The organism is Microbacterium hominis (assembly GCF_013282805.1).
Taxonomy (GTDB): Bacteria; Actinomycetota; Actinomycetes; order Actinomycetales; family Microbacteriaceae; genus Microbacterium; species Microbacterium hominis_B.
Genome location: NZ_CP054038.1, coordinates 2,250,657 through 2,267,103, shown reverse-complemented (window position 1 = coordinate 2,267,103; position 16,447 = coordinate 2,250,657). Strand labels below are relative to the sequence as shown.

General features: G+C 70.3%; 16 protein-coding genes. 14 read left to right on the top strand and 2 right to left on the bottom strand.

Annotated elements, in window-relative coordinates; translation table 11 throughout:
- The first annotated feature begins 8 nt into the window (after nucleotides 1-8).
- Genes HQM25_RS10225 through HQM25_RS10190 form a run of 9 tightly spaced genes read left to right on the top strand, consistent with a single transcriptional unit; the run spans nucleotide 9 to nucleotide 8,123 of the window.
- A complete protein-coding gene (locus HQM25_RS10225) occupies nucleotides 9-377 on the top strand; it encodes a type IV pilus modification PilV family protein (RefSeq protein ID WP_172990140.1) in 369 nt (122 codons plus the stop codon).
- A complete protein-coding gene (locus tag HQM25_RS10220; protein WP_172990139.1) occupies nucleotides 374-907 on the top strand; it encodes a PilW family protein in 534 nt (177 codons plus the stop codon). The genes HQM25_RS10225 and HQM25_RS10220 overlap by 4 nt, the downstream gene beginning before the upstream one ends.
- Nucleotides 898-2,484: a hypothetical protein gene (locus HQM25_RS17830; protein WP_254359263.1), complete on the top strand. Its 1,587-nt coding sequence runs from the start codon at nucleotides 898-900 to the stop codon at nucleotides 2,482-2,484. The genes HQM25_RS10220 and HQM25_RS17830 overlap by 10 nt, the downstream gene beginning before the upstream one ends.
- On the top strand, nucleotides 2,481-3,332 hold the full coding sequence (locus HQM25_RS17825; RefSeq protein ID WP_254359261.1) for a prepilin peptidase: 852 nt from the start codon (nucleotides 2,481-2,483) through the stop codon (nucleotides 3,330-3,332). Before HQM25_RS17830 ends, HQM25_RS17825 begins: the two co-directional genes overlap by 4 nt.
- 52 nt (nucleotides 3,333-3,384) lie before the next feature.
- Nucleotides 3,385-4,422, top strand: a complete 1,038-nt coding sequence (pilM, locus tag HQM25_RS10210; protein ID WP_172990137.1) for a type IV pilus biogenesis protein PilM — start codon at nucleotides 3,385-3,387, stop codon at nucleotides 4,420-4,422.
- A complete protein-coding gene (locus tag HQM25_RS10205) occupies nucleotides 4,419-5,075 on the top strand; it encodes a hypothetical protein (protein ID WP_172990136.1) in 657 nt (218 codons plus the stop codon). Before pilM ends, HQM25_RS10205 begins: the two co-directional genes overlap by 4 nt.
- Nucleotides 5,075-5,749 carry a hypothetical protein gene (locus HQM25_RS10200; RefSeq protein WP_172990135.1) on the top strand — a complete coding sequence of 225 codons (675 nt, stop codon included), beginning with the start codon at nucleotides 5,075-5,077 and terminating at the stop codon, nucleotides 5,747-5,749. The genes HQM25_RS10205 and HQM25_RS10200 overlap by 1 nt, the downstream gene beginning before the upstream one ends.
- A gap of 3 nt (nucleotides 5,750-5,752) precedes the next feature.
- Nucleotides 5,753-6,886 (top strand): type IV pilus twitching motility protein PilT, encoded by a 1,134-nt coding sequence (locus HQM25_RS10195; RefSeq protein WP_172990134.1) that lies wholly within the window; start codon nucleotides 5,753-5,755, stop codon nucleotides 6,884-6,886.
- Between the two features lies 1 nt (nucleotide 6,887).
- Complete coding sequence (locus HQM25_RS10190) at nucleotides 6,888-8,123, top strand: type II secretion system F family protein (RefSeq protein ID WP_172990133.1); 1,236 nt, start codon at nucleotides 6,888-6,890, stop codon at nucleotides 8,121-8,123.
- Nucleotides 8,124-8,555: 432 nt separating this feature from the next.
- Here the strand turns inward: HQM25_RS10190 and HQM25_RS10185 are convergent, their stop codons facing one another.
- Nucleotides 8,556-10,229: a GspE/PulE family protein gene (locus HQM25_RS10185; RefSeq protein WP_172990132.1), complete on the bottom strand. Its 1,674-nt coding sequence runs from the start codon at nucleotides 10,227-10,229 to the stop codon at nucleotides 8,556-8,558.
- Nucleotides 10,230-10,327: 98 nt separating this feature from the next.
- Between HQM25_RS10185 and HQM25_RS10180 the strand changes: the two genes are divergently transcribed.
- Together HQM25_RS10180 and HQM25_RS10175 are read left to right on the top strand one after the other, a co-directional pair.
- Nucleotides 10,328-11,350, top strand: a complete 1,023-nt coding sequence (locus HQM25_RS10180; RefSeq protein ID WP_172990131.1) for a YihY/virulence factor BrkB family protein — start codon at nucleotides 10,328-10,330, stop codon at nucleotides 11,348-11,350.
- Nucleotides 11,347-12,063 carry an NAD(P)H-hydrate epimerase gene (locus HQM25_RS10175; protein WP_172990130.1) on the top strand — a complete coding sequence of 239 codons (717 nt, stop codon included), beginning with the start codon at nucleotides 11,347-11,349 and terminating at the stop codon, nucleotides 12,061-12,063. The genes HQM25_RS10180 and HQM25_RS10175 overlap by 4 nt, the downstream gene beginning before the upstream one ends.
- Nucleotides 12,064-12,111: 48 nt before the next feature.
- On the opposite strand, the gene HQM25_RS10170 is transcribed toward HQM25_RS10175, so the two are convergent.
- The gene (locus HQM25_RS10170; RefSeq protein WP_172990129.1) at nucleotides 12,112-12,846 is read right to left on the bottom strand and encodes a glutamine amidotransferase; all 735 of its coding nucleotides are present in this window, start codon (nucleotides 12,844-12,846) and stop codon (nucleotides 12,112-12,114) included.
- A gap of 203 nt (nucleotides 12,847-13,049) precedes the next feature.
- Here HQM25_RS10170 and HQM25_RS10165 point away from each other — a divergent pair, with 203 nt between their 5' ends.
- The 3 genes from HQM25_RS10165 to HQM25_RS10155 all read left to right on the top strand — a co-directional run bounded on the left by HQM25_RS10165 (nucleotide 13,050) and on the right by HQM25_RS10155 (nucleotide 16,417).
- On the top strand, nucleotides 13,050-15,485 hold the full coding sequence (locus HQM25_RS10165) for a glycogen/starch/alpha-glucan phosphorylase (protein WP_254359671.1): 2,436 nt from the start codon (nucleotides 13,050-13,052) through the stop codon (nucleotides 15,483-15,485).
- Between the two features lie 78 nt (nucleotides 15,486-15,563).
- The gene (locus tag HQM25_RS10160) at nucleotides 15,564-15,785 is read left to right on the top strand and encodes a response regulator (RefSeq protein ID WP_172990127.1); all 222 of its coding nucleotides are present in this window, start codon (nucleotides 15,564-15,566) and stop codon (nucleotides 15,783-15,785) included.
- Complete coding sequence (locus HQM25_RS10155; RefSeq protein WP_172990126.1) at nucleotides 15,782-16,417, top strand: CYTH domain-containing protein; 636 nt, start codon at nucleotides 15,782-15,784, stop codon at nucleotides 16,415-16,417. Before HQM25_RS10160 ends, HQM25_RS10155 begins: the two co-directional genes overlap by 4 nt.
- Nucleotides 16,418-16,447: the final 30 nt, after the last annotated feature.

Genomic DNA, 16,447 nt, shown 5'->3' with positions numbered 1-16,447 from the left:
ACACCAACGTGAACCGGCAGGAGGGCTTCGGCCTCATCGAGGTGATCGTCTCGATGTTGATCCTCGCGATCATCGCGGTGGCGCTCCTGCCGGCGCTGTGGCAGGGAATCATGCTCTCGTCGCAGCAGTCGTCGACGGCCACCGCGACGCGGCACCTCAACGCCCTCGTCGAAGAGGCGCGTGACCTGCACAGCTGCGCGGGGCTCGCCTCGGTGGCATCCAGCCGGGCAGTCACCGACGGCAAGGGGTCGACGCTCACCAGCACCGGCACCGTCGGCACCTGCGCGTCTGCGACCACCGTGTCCCTCGACCTGCAGGTCGCCGATTCGAGCGGCGACGTGCTCGCCACGACGAAAGCACTGATCTACATCCCATGACGCATTCCGCCCATCGCGATCGCGACGACGCCGGGCTCGGCCTGATCGAGCTCATCGTCGCGATCGTGGTGAGCGGGATCGTCGTCGGGGCGATCGTGATGATCTTCGTCAACTCCTGGAAGACCCAGGAGGAGGTGACGAGCGTCTCGCAGGCCACCACCCGCGGGCAGCTCATCGGCTCCACGATTGAACGCGCGATGCGCAACGCGATCGAGTTCGAGGTGTCCTCCGGCGGCACTGAACTTCGCGTGCGCACCACGCTCGACGGGTCGCTGCGGTGCCAGGGCTTCCGGCTCACCGCCGACTCGGCGCGGTTCACCACCTCGTCGGGCGCCCTCACCGGCGACGCGTCGGCGTGGCCCGCGTGGCAGACCGGCATCGCCGCACGCGGCACCACGGCCTTCTTCGCCGCCGCGGGCGACACCGTCACCTACACCTTCGACATCACCACCGAGTCCGCGCCGGTGCGCTTCGCCGGAGAGGCCTCCACCCGCACCCCCACGACAGGAGTGAGTTCGCCATGCTGGTGATCGACCGCCTCCGCCGCCTGCAGCGCGACGTGCGCGAGGGCGCGCGCGACGACAGCGGCGCCGTGCTCGTCTCGGTCGTCGTCGTGATGATCGTGGGGTTCATCGTGGCGAGCATCATTGCCGCGTCGGTGATGTTCACCATCCGCGCCAACGCGCAGAATAGCGACAACCTCGACGCCTTCGTCGCCGCAGAGTCGGGCCGCGACTTCGCCGTCGGCCAGGTCGCCAACGCGTGTGCGATCGCAGCACCCCTGACCGGCACGGCCCCCGACTTCACCGCCACGGTGTACACCACCACCGGTGCCGAACCGACCAGCCCGTCGAGCCCTGGCCTCACCGCCAACGCTTGCCCTACGGACACGACGACGTTCGTGCTCATTCACTCGGTCGGCACCGGCCCCGACGGCTCCACCTCGACGATCGACTCCGTGTACCCGTGGCAGGTCACCTATAGCGAGCAGCCCGGCGGCACCCTCGCGTACTTCGACGGCACGTTCAAGGCGACCGGCTCCACCTACGAGGGCGACCTGGTGATCCGCGAGAACAACGCGGTCTTCGACTGCAGCAACGCCTCCGACATCCGGGGCGACCTGTGGGTCGTGCGGGGGAGCGTGAAGCTCTCCACCGGCTGCAAGATCACCGGCAGCATCTTCGCCCGCGGCACCGTGACCTCCAACAGCCAGGGCGTGCGTATCGGCGGCGACATCATCGCCGGCGGCGATGTGTCGTTGCCCGCTAACGACAACCAGATTGCGGGCTCGATCCACTCCGGCGCCAAGATCACACTCGACGGCACGGGTTCGACGCAGAGCCTCGTTGGCGGCGATGTGGTCGCCAAGAGCACCGCCACCGTGGACTCCAAATGGACTGTCACCGGCGCGACCACCTCCAACGGGCCCGATCCCGTCTACGATCCGACGCTCGAGTGGGTCCGAGACGTCACCACCTGGCTGGACCTCTCGAACCAGAACTGGGGCACCGTCGAGAACCTCGCCACGTGCGACATGGCGACCATCCGCTCGAAGCTGAACACCGCAGGAATCCCGCTCTACATCGACATGTCAGCGTGCGGCACCGGCAACAACCCCAAGAAGCTCAACATCGACATCGACGCCGCCACCACGCTCAAGCGCGACGCGATCTTCATGGTGCCGGCGGCGATGCAGATGATCGTCGACATCACAGCGAACATCACGATCGGCGCAGGTACGCCGGAACTGCTGTTCGTGCATGCCGACTCCTCGACGGCCGTCAATGCGACGACCGGCGAGCCGGAACCCCACTGCCAGTCGGGCACGCACGACACCTTCAAGACCGGCGCCGTCACGATCGCTCCGCGCACGATGGTCTACACGCCGTGCGGTCTGAACGGCACGGTGTCCGCCAACTTCTCGGGCCAGTTCTACACCGCCAACGACGGCAACCGCGTGGTCAACGGCACGTTCACCTGTGCGCACATGTCGTGGACGCCCGCCTTCGAAGAGCTCAGCTGCCGCATCCGCGGTGCCGGCGGCGTCGCCGAGAACCGCACTGTCGTGCAGCGCCTTTCCGAACTCGTCTTCCAGACCGAGCGGTGACCGTGGCGATCGTGGTGGGTTTGTTCGTCGTCGTGAGCGGCGTGCTCGGTCTGCTGATCGGGTCGTTCCTCAACGTCGTGGCGTACCGCGTGCCCGCTGGCATCACCCTCGTCCGTGAGAGCCGGTGCCCGCAGTGCGACGCACCGGTGCGGCCGTGGCAGAACGTGCCCGTCGCCTCCTGGCTCGCGCTGCGCGGTCGCTGCGCGTCGTGCCGGGCATCCATCTCGCCCCGCTACCCGATCGTCGAGGCGGTGACCGGGCTCGCATTCGCGTTCGTCGCGTGGTTCCTGCTGACCGCCGGCGGCACCGCCACGGTGGCGCTCCCCACGGGAGCGGCCGCCTGGAGCGAGGGCCTCGTGCTCGCGGCGTACCTGTACTTCGCCGCCATCTCGATCGTGCTGACGCTCATCGACCTCGACACCCACCGACTGCCGAACGCCATCGTGCTGCCGAGCTACGCCGTGAGCGGCATCCTGCTCGCCCTCGCCTCGGCGTTGAGCGGCGAGTGGAGCGCGCTGCTGCGCGCCGGGATCGGCATGGCCGCGCTCTACGGGTTCTACTTGGTGCTGCGCCTGGCGCGGCCGGGCGGCATGGGCGGGGGAGACGTCAAGCTCGCGGGCGTCATCGGGCTGTACCTCGGCTATCTCGGCTGGGGCGCCCTGGCCGTCGGCGCCTTCGCGGCATTCGTGTGGGGCGGTGTGTTCGGCCTCGCGCTCATCGCGCTGCGCCGCGCGGGCCGCAAGACCGCGATTCCGTTCGGACCGTGGATGCTCGCCGGAGCGTGGACCGGAATCTTCATCGGCGAGCCGATTGCTCGCTGGTACGTAGGGATGTTCGTCGGCGCGTGATGGGAGCGGCGAAAGCCGCGCGCGCCCGCGACAGGGAAAGTAAGGGGAGACCATGGCGAAAACGCTGGTGGGACTCGAAATCACACAGGAGAGTGTGCGCGCCGTCGAACTGACGACGGGGCGCGTGCCCTCGCTGGTGGCGGCGGGCGAAGTGCCCCTGCCGCCCGATGCGGCGCGCGACTCGGAGGTGCTCGACCCCGACGCGGTCGCCCTGGCGCTGCGGCAGCTGTGGGCCACGGCGGGCATCAAGGGTCGCAAGGTCACGATCGGGGTCGGCTCGCGGCGCATCCTCGTGCGCGAGTTCACGACCCAGGCCATGGCACCCGACCTGCTGCGTCAGGCGCTGCCGTTCCAGGTGCAGGACCTCCTGCCCGTGCCGGCCAGCCAGGCCGTGCTCGACTTCTACCCGCTGTCGCAGCAGGGCGACCAGGTGTCGGGTCTGCTCGTGGCGGCCGTGGCCGAGAACATCGAGCAGATGATCGCGACCCTGCACAAGGCGAAGCTCGAGGTCGACACGGTCGATCTCGTGCCGTTCGGCCTCGCTCGCGCCGCGCAGCGCGTCGCCGACGCGGGGGAGACCGTCGCGATCATGCACCTGGGCGATCACACCTCGCACGTCGTGGTCGTCACCGACGGCATCCCGCAGTTCGTGCGCATCATCCCCGTCGACATCGCCACCGCGGCTTCGCGCCGCCACGACGGCGCCGCCGAGGCCGAGGCGGAGCTCGAGGCGATGCTGCAGCCCGCCGGCATCGGCGGCATCACGCCGCGCCCCACCAGCAGCCGCGCGGCCATGCGCAACGCGGGGGCGACCACGCCCGCCGTCAACGACCTCGTCGCGCGCCTGCGCAGCACCGTCGTGTTCGCGGCCGGCCGCGACGGGGCAACGCCCATCAGCTCGGTGTACCTCAGCGGTGCCGGCTACGCCGCCCCGGGTGTGGCCGAAGGGCTCGCCCGCGCGTTCGACATGCCGGTGCGTCCGCTGCACCTCGACCAGATCGCGAACCTGGGCAAGCACACCCTCACCGAAGACCTCGCACTCAACGCCGTCGCGACGGCGGGAGTCCTGCTCGGGGAGGCTGCCCGATGAGTTCCGCCACCGCCGTCCTGACACGCCCCGGCGTGCCGCGCGTCAACCTGATCCCGCGCTCCGAGATCGAACGGCGCGAACGCGCCGCCGTCACCAGTGGCTGGGTGTGGGGCGTGTTCGCCACCGTGCTCGTCGCCGTCGCGCTCATCGCGGGCGCCTTCGCGCTGAACTGGATCGCCGACCAGCGCCTCGCCGCGGCCAACGCCCGCACCGCGACGCTGCTGACCGAGCTCGCGAGCCTCTCCGAGGTGAGCGGTGCGCTCGGCACCGAGTCGGAGCTCACCCAGTTCCGCATCGACGCACTCGGCAACGACCTCGCCTGGGCGCCCGTGGTCGCGCAGCTGGGCGCCGCCCTGCCCGCCGAGGTCGAGATCACCGGCTTCGACCTGGTGACCGGCGGCGTGCCGCAGACCGCCGACCCCACGACCGAGATCGGCCTGACCGGAACGCTCACGCTCACCAGCCCCACGGCGATCGACATCGCCCAGACGATCCGCGGAATCCGCGCGCTCGCTCCGGTCGCCGACGCCGACGGACGCCTCGTCGCGACCAGCCAGCAGACCGCGGGGCAGTACACCTACGAGCTGTCGGTGAGCTTCGACCAGACCATCTACTCGGGCGAGTTCGCCCCGATCGCGGAAGAGGCCGAGTGATGCCCAAGCAGCTCATCAACCTGATCGGCATCGTCGCCTGCATCGGCATCCTCGCCCTGGCCGTCGCCCTTGTCGCGCTCCCGATGTTCTTCCAGTCGCTGGCCACCCAGGCGCAGGCGGCGCAGGTCGACGCCACGAACGGGATCTACCAGGCCCAGGTCGACGGTCTTCGCGCCGAAGAGGAGCGCATGGACGAGATCAACGCCTCCGTCGCGGCCCTGCGCACCGAGATCCCGGCCACCAACAAGCTCGACGACGTGTTCGAGCTCATCGCCCGCTCGGCCATCGGCGCCGGCGTCGAGGTGCAGACGATCACCGCCGGCGACGCCGTCGCGTTCGTCGAGCGCACCGCCGCCCTCGGCCCCGACGAGCAGCCCGAGGCCGCTCCGGCACCGGCCGCCGACGTGACGACCGACGCGACCGCAGACGCCGCCGCCGATGGCACGGCGGACGCCGCCGTGGAGCCCGCCGCCGCGGCATCCACCGACCCGCGCCGCCAGGTCGACTTCACCTTCACGATCACGGCAGACGACCTCGGCCAGGCCACGAGCTTCCTCGACCGGCTGCGCGCGGGACCGCGCCTGCTCGGCCCGATCCAGTCGACCGTGAGCCCCACCGGCACCGGCGTCACGGTGACGGTGTCGGCCCTGACTTTCGTGCTCCCGGAGGACTGAGCGATGACCACCACCCTCGACGCCCTGCTCTCCACCGCCGCGCGCCGGCGCGCCTCCGACGTGCACCTCACCGGCGACGCCCTCCCGCTCATGCGCGTGGACGGCGACCTCGTGCCGATCCCGGGCTATCCCGACCCCATCCCCGCGACCTGGATCGAAGCCGCCGCGCTCGAACTCATGTCGCCGGGGCACCGCGCCGAGTTCGAGGAGCACCACGAGGTCGACCTCGCCCACGTGACCGAGGGCATCGGCCGCTTCCGCGTGAACGTGTTCCGCCAGCTCGGCTCGATCGCGGTGGCGCTGCGCTTCATCCCCGACCGGGTGTACTCGCTCGACGAGCTCGGCGCGCCGCAGATCGCGCGTGACCTGGCGCTCAAGCCGCGCGGCCTCGTGCTGCTGACCGGACCCACCGGCTCGGGAAAGTCGACCACGCTCACGGCGATGGTCGACATCATCAACCACACCGCGCCCGTGCACATCATCACGATCGAGGACCCGATCGAGTTCCACCACACCAGCAAGCGCGCGCTCATCCACCAGCGCGAGGTGGGCGCCGACACGGCCTCGTTCAGCGAGGCGCTGCGCCGCGTGCTGCGCCAGGACCCCGACGTGATCCTCATCGGCGAGCTGCGCGACCCGGAGTCGATCCGCACCGCGCTGTCGGCGGCGGAGACCGGTCACCTCGTGCTGTCGACCCTGCACACCCAGGGCGCCGCGAAGAGCATCAACCGCATCATCGACGTGTTCCCGCACGACCAGCAGCACCAGATCCGCACGCAGCTGGGCGACACCCTGCAGGGCATCATCAGCCAGACGCTCATGCCGCTGTCGCAGACCGAGGGCCGCACGATCGCCACCGAGGTGCTCATCAACACCCCGGCCGTGGCGAACCTCATCCGCGAGGGGCAGGTCGCCCAGATCACCTCGGCGATGCAGGCCGGCGCCGGCGTCGGCATGCACACGCTCGACCAGGACCTCAAGCGCCTGGTCGCCGAGGGTGTCATCGCCCGCAACGTCGCCGCCAGCTACGCGGTCGACCCGTCGAGCCTCGACGACGTGTACGTGCAGGCCCGGGATCTGGATGCCGCGGCCTGGGCCGACCACGCCGGCAGCTGGCACCACGAGATGGGGGCCTGACATGGCCGTCGTGCAGGAGTTCACCTACCGCGCGGTCGACCCGCGCGGGGGAGCGGTCGTGAAGGGCACGATCGAGGCCGCCAGCGAAGCGGCCGTCACCACCAAGCTGAAGGCACAGGGACTCACTCCGCTCGATGTGTCGGCCGTGTCGAAGACCGGCCTGCAGATGGAGATCAAGATCCCCGGGCTGACCAAGCACGTGTCGGCCAAGAACCTCGCGATCTTCGCCAAGCAGATGTCCGGTCTCATCAACGCCGGCCTCCCGCTCATGCGCACCCTCGCGATCCTCATCGAACAGACCGAGGACAAGAAGCTGCAGCCGGCGCTCGTGGCCGTGCACGCCGATATCGAGGCGGGCTCGTCGCTGTCGGCGGCCATGGCGCGGCATCCCGACATCTTCCCGCCCCTCATGCTGAGCATCGTGCGCGTCGGCGAGACCGGCGGATTCCTGGGGCCGGCGCTCGCCTCGCTCGCGGAGAACTACCGCAAAGAGGCCGAGCTGCAGAACAAGATCCGCGCCGCCACGACCTACCCGACGATCGTGCTGATCGTCGCGATCCTGGGCGTGCTGGCGATGGTCACCTTCATCGTGCCGATCTTCGAGGGCATGTTCGCGAGCCTGGGCGGCCAGCTGCCGCTTCCCACCCAGATCCTCGTCGTGCTGTCGAACAACATGGGGTGGTTCCTGCCGCTGCTGGCCGTGGTCGTGTTCATCGGCTGGATCTGGTGGATGCGCAACCGGCACACCGAGCGGGTGCGCAAGGTGATCGACCCGATCAAGCTGAAGATGCCGATCTTCGGCCCGCTGAACACCAAGCTCGCCGTGTCGCGGTTCGCCCGGAACCTCTCGATGATGCTCAACGCGGGAGTGCCGATCATCCAGGCTCTCGGCATCGTCGGCCAGGCCTCGAACAACCACAAGGTCGAGCAAGCCGTTCTCAGCGTGCAGGAGTCGATCCGCCAGGGCAAGTCGTTCGCGGCGCCGCTGGAGAAGGCCGACGTCTTCCCGCTGATGGTTCCGCAGATGGTGTCGGTCGGCGAGGAGTCGGGCACGCTCGTGGAGATGCTCGCGAGCATCGCCGACTTCTACGAGGACGAGGTCGAGACGGCCACCTCGCAGCTGTCGTCGACCATCGAGCCGGTGCTCATCGTCGGCCTCGGCGTCATCATCGGAGGCATGGTCGTCTCGCTGTACCTGCCGATCTTCACGCTGTACGGCGAACTCAGTCAGCAATAGCGCGCGAGCGCAGCCACAGGCTCGACGTCATCCCCTCCCATCGGATCCGACGTCGGCGAGCCGCCCCCGGGTGAGGCACCGCCCCCGGGGGCGGTGTGCTGTGCGGGGGGAGCGAGGCGGCTCACCCGTGCGCGGCAGTTTGCGGCATCCGCTGCACCGATCGATGGCGCGGATGCCGGAAGGTGGCGCGGTCGTGGGGTTGGCGTGCGCGGGGATGGCGCGGATGCCGGAAGGTGGCGCGGTCGTGGGGTTGGCGTGCGCGGGGATGGCGCGGATGCCGGAAGGTGGCGCGGTCGTGGGACGCAGCACGTGGCGCTCACCGCGGCTCCGGGCCAGTCGCGATCGCCTCGCCGCGCCGCCGCGCCGGGCCCGGCGCGATCGCCGCAGCCGCGGCATCCCGCCGCAGCCGCGGCATCCACTCATCTGCAGCGCTCAGAGCGAGACGCGCAGCACCTCTTCGATGGTCGTGAGGCCCTCGGCCACCTTGCCCCAGCCGTCGTCGCGGAGAGAGACCATGCCCTGCGCGATGGCGACCTGGCGCATCTCGGTGCCGGTGGCGCGGGTCACGACCAGCTGCTCGAGCTCGTCGGACATCGTCATCACCTCGTGGAGGCCGACGCGGCCGCGGTAGCCGGTGCCCGAGCAGGCCTGGCATCCCTTCGCGCGGAAGATCTCCGGCAGGTCGCTCGGATCGTGCGGGAAGCCGAGGGAATCGAGCACGTCGCCGCTCTCGGTGTACGGCTCGCGGCAGCGGGTGCACAGGCGCCGGGCGAGGCGCTGGGCGACGACGGCCGAGAGTGCGGTGGCCACGAGGAACGGCTCGGTGCCGATCTCGGTGAGCCGGGTGAGCGCCGAGGGGGCGTCGTTGGTGTGCAGCGTCGAGAGTACGAGGTGTCCGGTGAGGGCGGCCTCGATGGAGATGACCGCCGTCTCCTTGTCGCGGATCTCGCCCACCAGCACCACGTCGGGGTCGCTGCGCAGGATCGAGCGCAGCGCCGAGGCGAACGTGAGCCCGGCGCGGTTGTTCACCTGCACCTGGTTGATGCCCGCGATGCGGTACTCCACCGGGTCTTCGACCGTGATGACGTTGATGCGGGGGTTGGCCACCGTGCGCAGCGCCGTGTAGAGCGTCGTCGACTTTCCCGAGCCCGTGGGGCCGGTGGCGAGCACCATGCCGTGCGGGCGGGTGATGGCGGCGCGGAAGCGCTGCTCGTTGATCGCCGAGAACCGCAGGTCGCTCATCGCGAGGGCGGTGCCCGAGGTGTCGAGGATGCGCATGACGATCTTCTCGCCCCACACGGTCGGCAGCGTCGCCACGCGCAGGTCGATCGTGCGGCCCTCGTGCGTGACCGACAGACGGCCGTCCTGCGGCTTGCGCTTCTCGGCGATGTCGATCGACGACATGATCTTCAGGCGCGAGATGACGCCGTCCTGGATCGCGCGGGGCGCGTGCTGCATCTCGTGCAGCACGCCGTCGATGCGGAACCGCACCGCCAGCGAGTTCTCGCCGGGCTCGATGTGGATGTCGCTCGCGCGGTCGTTGATCGCCTGCGTGATGAGCAGGTTCACGAAGCGCACGACGGGGGCGTCGGCATCCTGCTCATCGAGCGACTCGGTGAACACGACGCCGGGAGTCGTGGATGCCGCGGACTCGCCCATCTGCTCGGAGAGGTCGCTGAGCTCCTCGTCGGAGCGCAGGTACCGCTCGAACGCCTGGCGCAGCGCGTCGCCGGCGACGACGATCGCCTCGACCTGCAGGTCGGTGAGGCTGGTGATGTCGTCGATCGCGATGATGTCGGTGGGATCCAGCATCCCGACGATCACCTTGCCGCGCGTGCGATCCAGCGGAATGAGCTGGTACTTGCGGCAGAGGTTGCCGGGCACGAGGCTCAGCACGTCGGGTGCGATCTGCACCTCGCTCATGTCGAAGTAGCGGTGGCCGGTCTGCAGCGCCACCGCTTCGGCGACCTGCCCCTCGGTGATGATGCTGCGGCTGACGAGCAGCTGCGGCAGCTCCGGCCCGTCGCCGACCTCGGCGAGCGCGGCGGACATGTCCGCCGCGCGCACGGCCCCGGTCAGCACGAGTGTCTGTGCGAGTCCCCTCACGGTATTTCCCCAATCCCCGGAGCCATCCTACGTGGCGGGTGCGAGGCCGCGTGTCCAGCCCCGTGTGCGCGGACGGAGCCGTCGGTAAGGTGGCGGCCATGCGTGATCTGATCGCACGGATCAAACAGTTCATCAAGAAGGCCATCGCGTGGGTGCTCACGCTCAAGCTCGTGCGCTCCTTCCTGCTGTACATCGAGTACCGCGGGCCGATGCTGGCCGACAGCGTCACCTACCGCACGCTGTTCAGCGTGTTCGCGGGTGTGCTGCTGGGCTTCACGATCGCCGCCATCTGGCTCGGCGACAACCCCCAGGTGATCGAGGCGATCGTCGCGGCGGTCGACGCGGCCGTGCCGGGGCTCGTCGGGCCGGGTGGCGTGGTCGACCCCGAAGACATCACGGCCCCTGCCGGCCTCACCTTCGCATCCATCGCCTCGGCCGTGGTGCTGGTGTTCACCGCCATCAGCGCGATCACGGCGCTGCGCAACGCGATGCGGCTGATCGCGGGCAAGCTGCGCGACGATCTGCCCTACGTGTGGAAGATGCTGCGCAACCTCGCCCTCGCGATCGGGATCGCCCTCGCGCTGGTCGCCTCGGCCGTGATGACCGTGCTCGCCAACGTCGGCGTCGACCTGGTGGCGAACCTGTTCGGCGTCTCCGAGTCCGGCCCTGCGGCACGCACCCTCACCCGGTGGGCCGGCATCGGCGTCGTCTTCCTCCTGGATGTCGCCGTGATCGCGGTGCTGTTCCTCTCCCTGTCGGGGGTCAAGGCGCCGGCGCGAGCGCTGTGGCCGGGCGCGCTCCTGGGCGGGGCGGGGCTCATCGTGCTGCAGGAGCTGTCGGGCCTGTTCGTGGGCGGAGCCACCTCCAACCCGCTGCTGGCGACCTTCGCCTCGCTGATCGCGCTGCTGCTGTGGTTCAACCTGTCGGCGCAGGTGATCCTCATCGCCTCGGCCTACATCGTCGTCGGCGTGCTCGAAAGCGAAGACCGTGTGCGCGAGAAGTACGGCGCGTCGACGTTCGCGCAGCGCCGGGTGCGTCGCGCCGAAGCCGCGGTGCAGGCGGCGAGCGACGAGCTGCGCACCGCACGCGAGGCCGAGGCGAAGGAGCGTGCATCGGCATGAGCGTCACTGTGCCGACCTACACCGCCGCGCAGGTGCGCGCCGCCGAGCAGCCGCTCCTGGAGGCGGGGGAGCCGCTCATGCGCCGCGCGGCTGCGGCCCTCGCCCGGATCGTGCGCGAGGAACGCACCACCGGCGATCGGCGCGTGCTGGTGCTGGCCGGCAGCGGCGACAACGGCGGTGACGCGCTGTTGGCCGCCGCGGATCTCGCCGATGCGGAAGACCTCGTCATCGATGTGCTGCCCGTCGGCACCCGTGTGCACGAGGCGGCGCTGGGCGCCGCGGTGGCGGCGGGCGCGCGGCTCATCGACGTGAGCGAGATCGCGGCCGGGCACGGTGCGGACGGATCGATGGATGCCGCACCCGACGTCGTGCTCGACGGCGTGCTCGGACTCGGCGGGTCGGGCGCGCGGGCGCTCCGCGGCACCGCCGCGGCCGCCGTCTCGGCGCTGCTGCCCGCGGTGGCCGCGGGGCGCACCCGCGTGATCGCGGTGGACCTGCCGAGCGGCCTCGACCCCGACGCGGGCGCGATGGCCGGCGCGATCCTCCCGGCGACCCTCACGGTGACCTTCGGCGGGGTGAAGGCGGGACTCGTCACCGGGCGGGGGCCGGAGTTCGCGGGCGAGGTCGTGCTCGTCGACATCGGCCTCGGCGCCGGCCTGGCCGCCGCGGAGCCCGCGGGCGAGGCATCCATCTCCCGCGTCGTCTCGGGGTGACGCAGCGACAACGCGGGCGACCGGGGCGAAGCCGCGGGGGCGAGGGCGTCAGTCGCGCGCGTACCGCTCGACGAAGCGGCGCAGGATGCGGCTCGGGTGGGCCACCGCCGCGCGGTGGACGGCGGCCAGCGTCAGCTCGAGGTCGTCGGCGGCGAAGTAGCCGTATCCGGCGTACGCGTGGATTCGGGTGGTGATGCCCTCGACGTCGAGTTCCGGATGGAACTGCGTCGCATACACATTGCGGCCGACGCGGAACATCTGCACCGGGCACGCGGGCGACGAGCCCAGCAGGGTCGCGGAGGCGGGGAGGTGCGAGATGGCCTCCTTGTGGCCGACGAACGCCTCGAAGGTGCTCGGCAGCCCCGCCAGCAGCGGATCGGCCAGTCCCTCCTCGCTCAGGGTCACCGGCACCACGCCGATGGGCTCGGGATAGGTGCGGTCGATCGCCGCCCCCTGGTGCGCGCCGAGGGTGCCGATGCCGTAGCACGCGCCGAGGAACGGGAAGTCGCGCGGCACCACCTCGTCGAGGAGCGCCGCGAACTCCGCCTCGACCCGGCGCTGCACGACGGACTTCTTCTCGAGCGGATCCGAGGCGTTGAAGGGACCGCCGCCGACGAAGATGCCGCTGAGCGCATCGAGGTCGAAGCGGGGCATGTCCTCGGCCTCGAGCCGCACCCGCAGGAGCTCGCGCTCGGCGAGCCCCGTGTAGCGGAGGAAGAGCTCGTACTCCTCGTCGGCCGGAACATCTTCGGCGCGCGTCGCGAGGAGGACGAACGGCTTCACCGCTCCAGCCTATGCGCGCGCCGGCGCCGCGAACGCCGCGTGACGCGCATGTAACGCGTGCGTTCCGGTCGGTGGAGGGGGCGGCGCGACGGGGCTCCGCTCGGTAGCCTCATACCGTGTCAGACGCATCCGCTTCCACGCCCGGTCCCGACGCCGCTGTTCCCGCCCCGGCTGGCGCCACCCATCCGCTCGCGCTCGCGCCGGTGATCGGCCCCGCGAGCGACATCGACGGGTTCGTGCGGGAGTTCCTGCTGAACCTCAACTTCGACCGCGGGGTCGCGCTGTCGGCCTCCAGCGTCACCGACCGGTACTTCGCACTCGCCTACACCGTGCGCGACTACCTCATGGCGCGCTGGCTCGAAGACGTGCGCCGGGCGATCGCCGACGACGCGAAGGTGGTCGCCTATCTGTCGGCGGAGTACCTGCTGGGCCGACAGCTCGACAACAACCTCCTCGCGACCGGACTCGCCGACATCGCGACCGAGGCGCTCGCGCAGTGCGGCATCGACATCGCCGACCTGCGAGCCGCCGAGGTCGAGCCGGGCCTCGGCAACGGCGGCCTCGGGCGCCTCGCCGCCTGCTTCATCGACTCGCTCGCCACCATGCGCGTGCCCAACGTCGGGTATGGCATCCGCTACGAGTACGGCATCTTCCGCCAGACCTTCGTCGACGGACAGCAGGTGGAGCAGCCCGACTCCTGGCTGGAGCTGGGCTCGCCGTGGGAGTTCCCCCACCCTGAGGCCGCCCAGACGATCTCGTTCGGCGGGCACACCGAGAAGTACGACGACGACGGCGTCGAGCGCTCGCGCTGGGTGCCCGGCTGGAACGTGCAGGCCGTGCCGTACAACCTCATGGTGCCGGGGTACGAGAACGGCGTCGTCAACACGTTGCGGCTGTGGAGCGCCAAGGCGACCACCGCGTTCGACCTGCGCATCTTCAACTCCGGCGACTACGAAGAGGCGGTGCGCGCCCAGACGTACGCCGAGAACATCTCCAAAGTGCTCTACCCCGAGGACTCCACGCCGCAGGGCAAGGAGCTGCGCCTGCAGCAGCAGTACTTCTTCGTCGCGGCATCCATTCACGACCTGCTCGACCTGCTGGGCCCCGCGTTCGACCTCACCCGCCTCCCCGAGCGGGTGATCTTCCAGCTCAACGACACCCACCCGGTCATCGCCGTGCCGGAGCTCATGCGCGTGCTCGTCGACGAGCGCAAGCTGGACTGGGATGCCGCGTGGGAGATCACGCAGAAGTGCTTCGCGTACACCTGCCACACGCTTCTGCCGGAGGCGCTCGAGGTCTGGTCTGTCGAGCTGCTCGGCCGCCTGCTGCCGCGGCACCTCGAGATCATCTACCGCATCAACGAGGAGTTCCTCGACGAGGTGCGCGAGCGGTACGGACACGACCTCATCCGCCTGCGCGACATGTCGATCATCGCGGAGTTCCCGGAGCGCGCCGTGCGCATGGCCTACCTCGCCACGATCGCGGGCGCCAAGGTGAACGGCGTGGCGGAGCTGCACTCGCAGCTGCTGCGCGACAAAGTGCTGCCGCAGTTCAACGAGTTCTTCCCCGGCAAGTTCACCAACGTCACCAACGGCGTGACACCGCGCCGGTTCGTGCGGCAGGCCAACCCCGCGCTCTCGCGGGTGATCACCGACGCGATCGGCGACGGGTGGATCACCGACCTCGACGAGCTTCGGCGCCTCGAGCCCCTCGCCGACGACGCCGGTTTCCGCGCCGCGTTCGCTCAGGCCAAAGCGGCCAACAAGCGTCGCCTCGACGGGGTGCTGCGCGCCCGCGACGGCCTCGCGCTCGACGAGGACCACATGCTCGACGTGATGGTCAAGCGCCTGCACGAGTACAAGCGCCAGATGCTCAAGGTGCTCCACATCGTCACGCTCTATGACCGGCTGCTGTGGGGCGACCCGGCCGATGACGCGCCCGCCCGCACCTTCCTCTTCGGGGCGAAGGCGGCCCCGGGTTACACGATGGCCAAGCGCATCATCCACCTCATCAACGCCGTCGGGAAGACCATCAACGACGACCCGCGGGCGCGCGGCAAGCTCGCGGTGCTGTTCCCGCCGAACTACAACGTGACCCTCGCCGAGACCGTGATCCCCGCAGCCGACCTGTCGGAGCAGGTCTCGCTCGCCGGCAAGGAGGCCTCGGGCACCGGCAACATGAAGTTCGCGCTCAACGGCGCGCTCACGATCGGCACCGACGACGGCGCCAACGTCGAGATCCGCCAGCTCGTCGGGGACGAGAACTTCTTCCTGTTCGGCATGTCCGAGCCGGAGGTCGAGGAGCTGTGGGCGAAGGGCTACCACCCGACCGCGTTCTATCAGGCCGACGAGAACCTCAAGCGCGCCCTCGACCTCATCGCCTCCGGCGCGTTCTCGGGCGGCGACCGCTCCGTGTTCGAGCCGGTCGTGTCGAACCTGCTCTACGACGACCGCTTCATGGTGCTGGCCGACTACGCCTCGTACATCCAGGCGCAGGATGCCGTCGACGTCGCGTACCGGGACTCCGACGCGTGGACGCGATCGGCCATCCTCAACGTCGCGCGCACCGGATTCTTCTCGTCGGACCGGTCGATGCGCGACTACATCGACCGCATCTGGCACACCCCGCCGCTGGCGTGAGACGGCGCGCATCGTCGGCCTGAACCGGCGCGGCCGCGCCGCCGGTCGGGCGTGTTCGGGCGGGTCTATGCTCAGCACATGGCCATTGCACGACTGCACGGGGGCCCGCTCGACGGGCAGCTCCTCCCGCTCGACGACGCCTCTCTCGATCGCCTGATCGTCCCCTACAGCGAGACGCAGGTCGTCTACGCGCGCCAGGGCGGCGCCCAGCACACCGGAGGCTCCGACGGGCCCACCGAGGCGGAGTTCTGGTTCGTCGAGTCGCAGGACGACATCGACCCGAGCGGCGACACCGTATGAGCGAGCCCGTGCGCTCGCTCGAGATCGAGCTGAAGTTCGACGTGGGGCCGCATGTCACCGGCATCCCGGAGTGGTTCGAGGTGCCGGGCGTCGAAGCGGTGAGCGCCGCCGACCCCCGAAACCTCGACGCGCTCTATCTCGACACGGTCGACGCGACGCTCGGCCGGGCCGGCTACGCCGTGCGCCGGCGCACCGGCGGCCCCGACGAGGGCTGGCACATCAAGGGGCCGAAGATCGACGGCGCCCGCGTCGAGCTGCAGTGGCCGCTCGGAGAGGGCGGCGCCGACGACGTGCCCGCCGCGGTGCGGGCGGCCCTGGCCGGCGTGCTGCCGGATGCGGATGCCGCGCTCGTACCGCTGGCGCGCATCCGCAACGAGCGCATGGCCTACCACCTGCTGTCGTCCGACGGCGAGGTCGTCGCCGAGTTCGCCGACGACCACGTCTACACCAGGGACGAGCGCTCCGGGATCGAGCGCGAATGGCGCGAATGGGAGATCGAGCTGGGCGCCGCGGGCCCCGTCGACGCCCGCGACCGCGAAGCGTTCTTCGAGGCCGTCACGGTCGCCGCACATGCGGCCGGAGCGGGCGCCGCGACCTCGGCATCCAAACTCGCCCGCGCGCTCGGCGTCTGAGCGCGGCACCGGAGACGATCTGCGTCTTCG

Bases quoted from the DNA above. Each gene is read 5' to 3' on its own strand.
- HQM25_RS10220 (WP_172990139.1), top strand. From the start codon at position 374: ATGACGCATTCCGCCCATCGCGATCGCGACGACGCCGGGCTCGGCCTG.
- HQM25_RS17830 (WP_254359263.1), top strand. From the start codon at position 898: ATGCTGGTGATCGACCGCCTCCGCCGCCTGCAGCGCGACGTGCGCGAG.
- pilM (WP_172990137.1), top strand. From the start codon at position 3,385: ATGGCGAAAACGCTGGTGGGACTCGAAATCACACAGGAGAGTGTGCGC.
- HQM25_RS10205 (WP_172990136.1), top strand. From the start codon at position 4,419: ATGAGTTCCGCCACCGCCGTCCTGACACGCCCCGGCGTGCCGCGCGTC.
- HQM25_RS10200 (WP_172990135.1), top strand. From the start codon at position 5,075: ATGCCCAAGCAGCTCATCAACCTGATCGGCATCGTCGCCTGCATCGGC.
- HQM25_RS10195 (WP_172990134.1), top strand. From the start codon at position 5,753: ATGACCACCACCCTCGACGCCCTGCTCTCCACCGCCGCGCGCCGGCGC.
- HQM25_RS10190 (WP_172990133.1), top strand. From the start codon at position 6,888: ATGGCCGTCGTGCAGGAGTTCACCTACCGCGCGGTCGACCCGCGCGGG.
- HQM25_RS10180 (WP_172990131.1), top strand. From the start codon at position 10,328: ATGCGTGATCTGATCGCACGGATCAAACAGTTCATCAAGAAGGCCATC.
- HQM25_RS10175 (WP_172990130.1), top strand. From the start codon at position 11,347: ATGAGCGTCACTGTGCCGACCTACACCGCCGCGCAGGTGCGCGCCGCC.
- HQM25_RS10160 (WP_172990127.1), top strand. From the start codon at position 15,564: ATGGCCATTGCACGACTGCACGGGGGCCCGCTCGACGGGCAGCTCCTC.
- HQM25_RS10155 (WP_172990126.1), top strand. From the start codon at position 15,782: ATGAGCGAGCCCGTGCGCTCGCTCGAGATCGAGCTGAAGTTCGACGTG.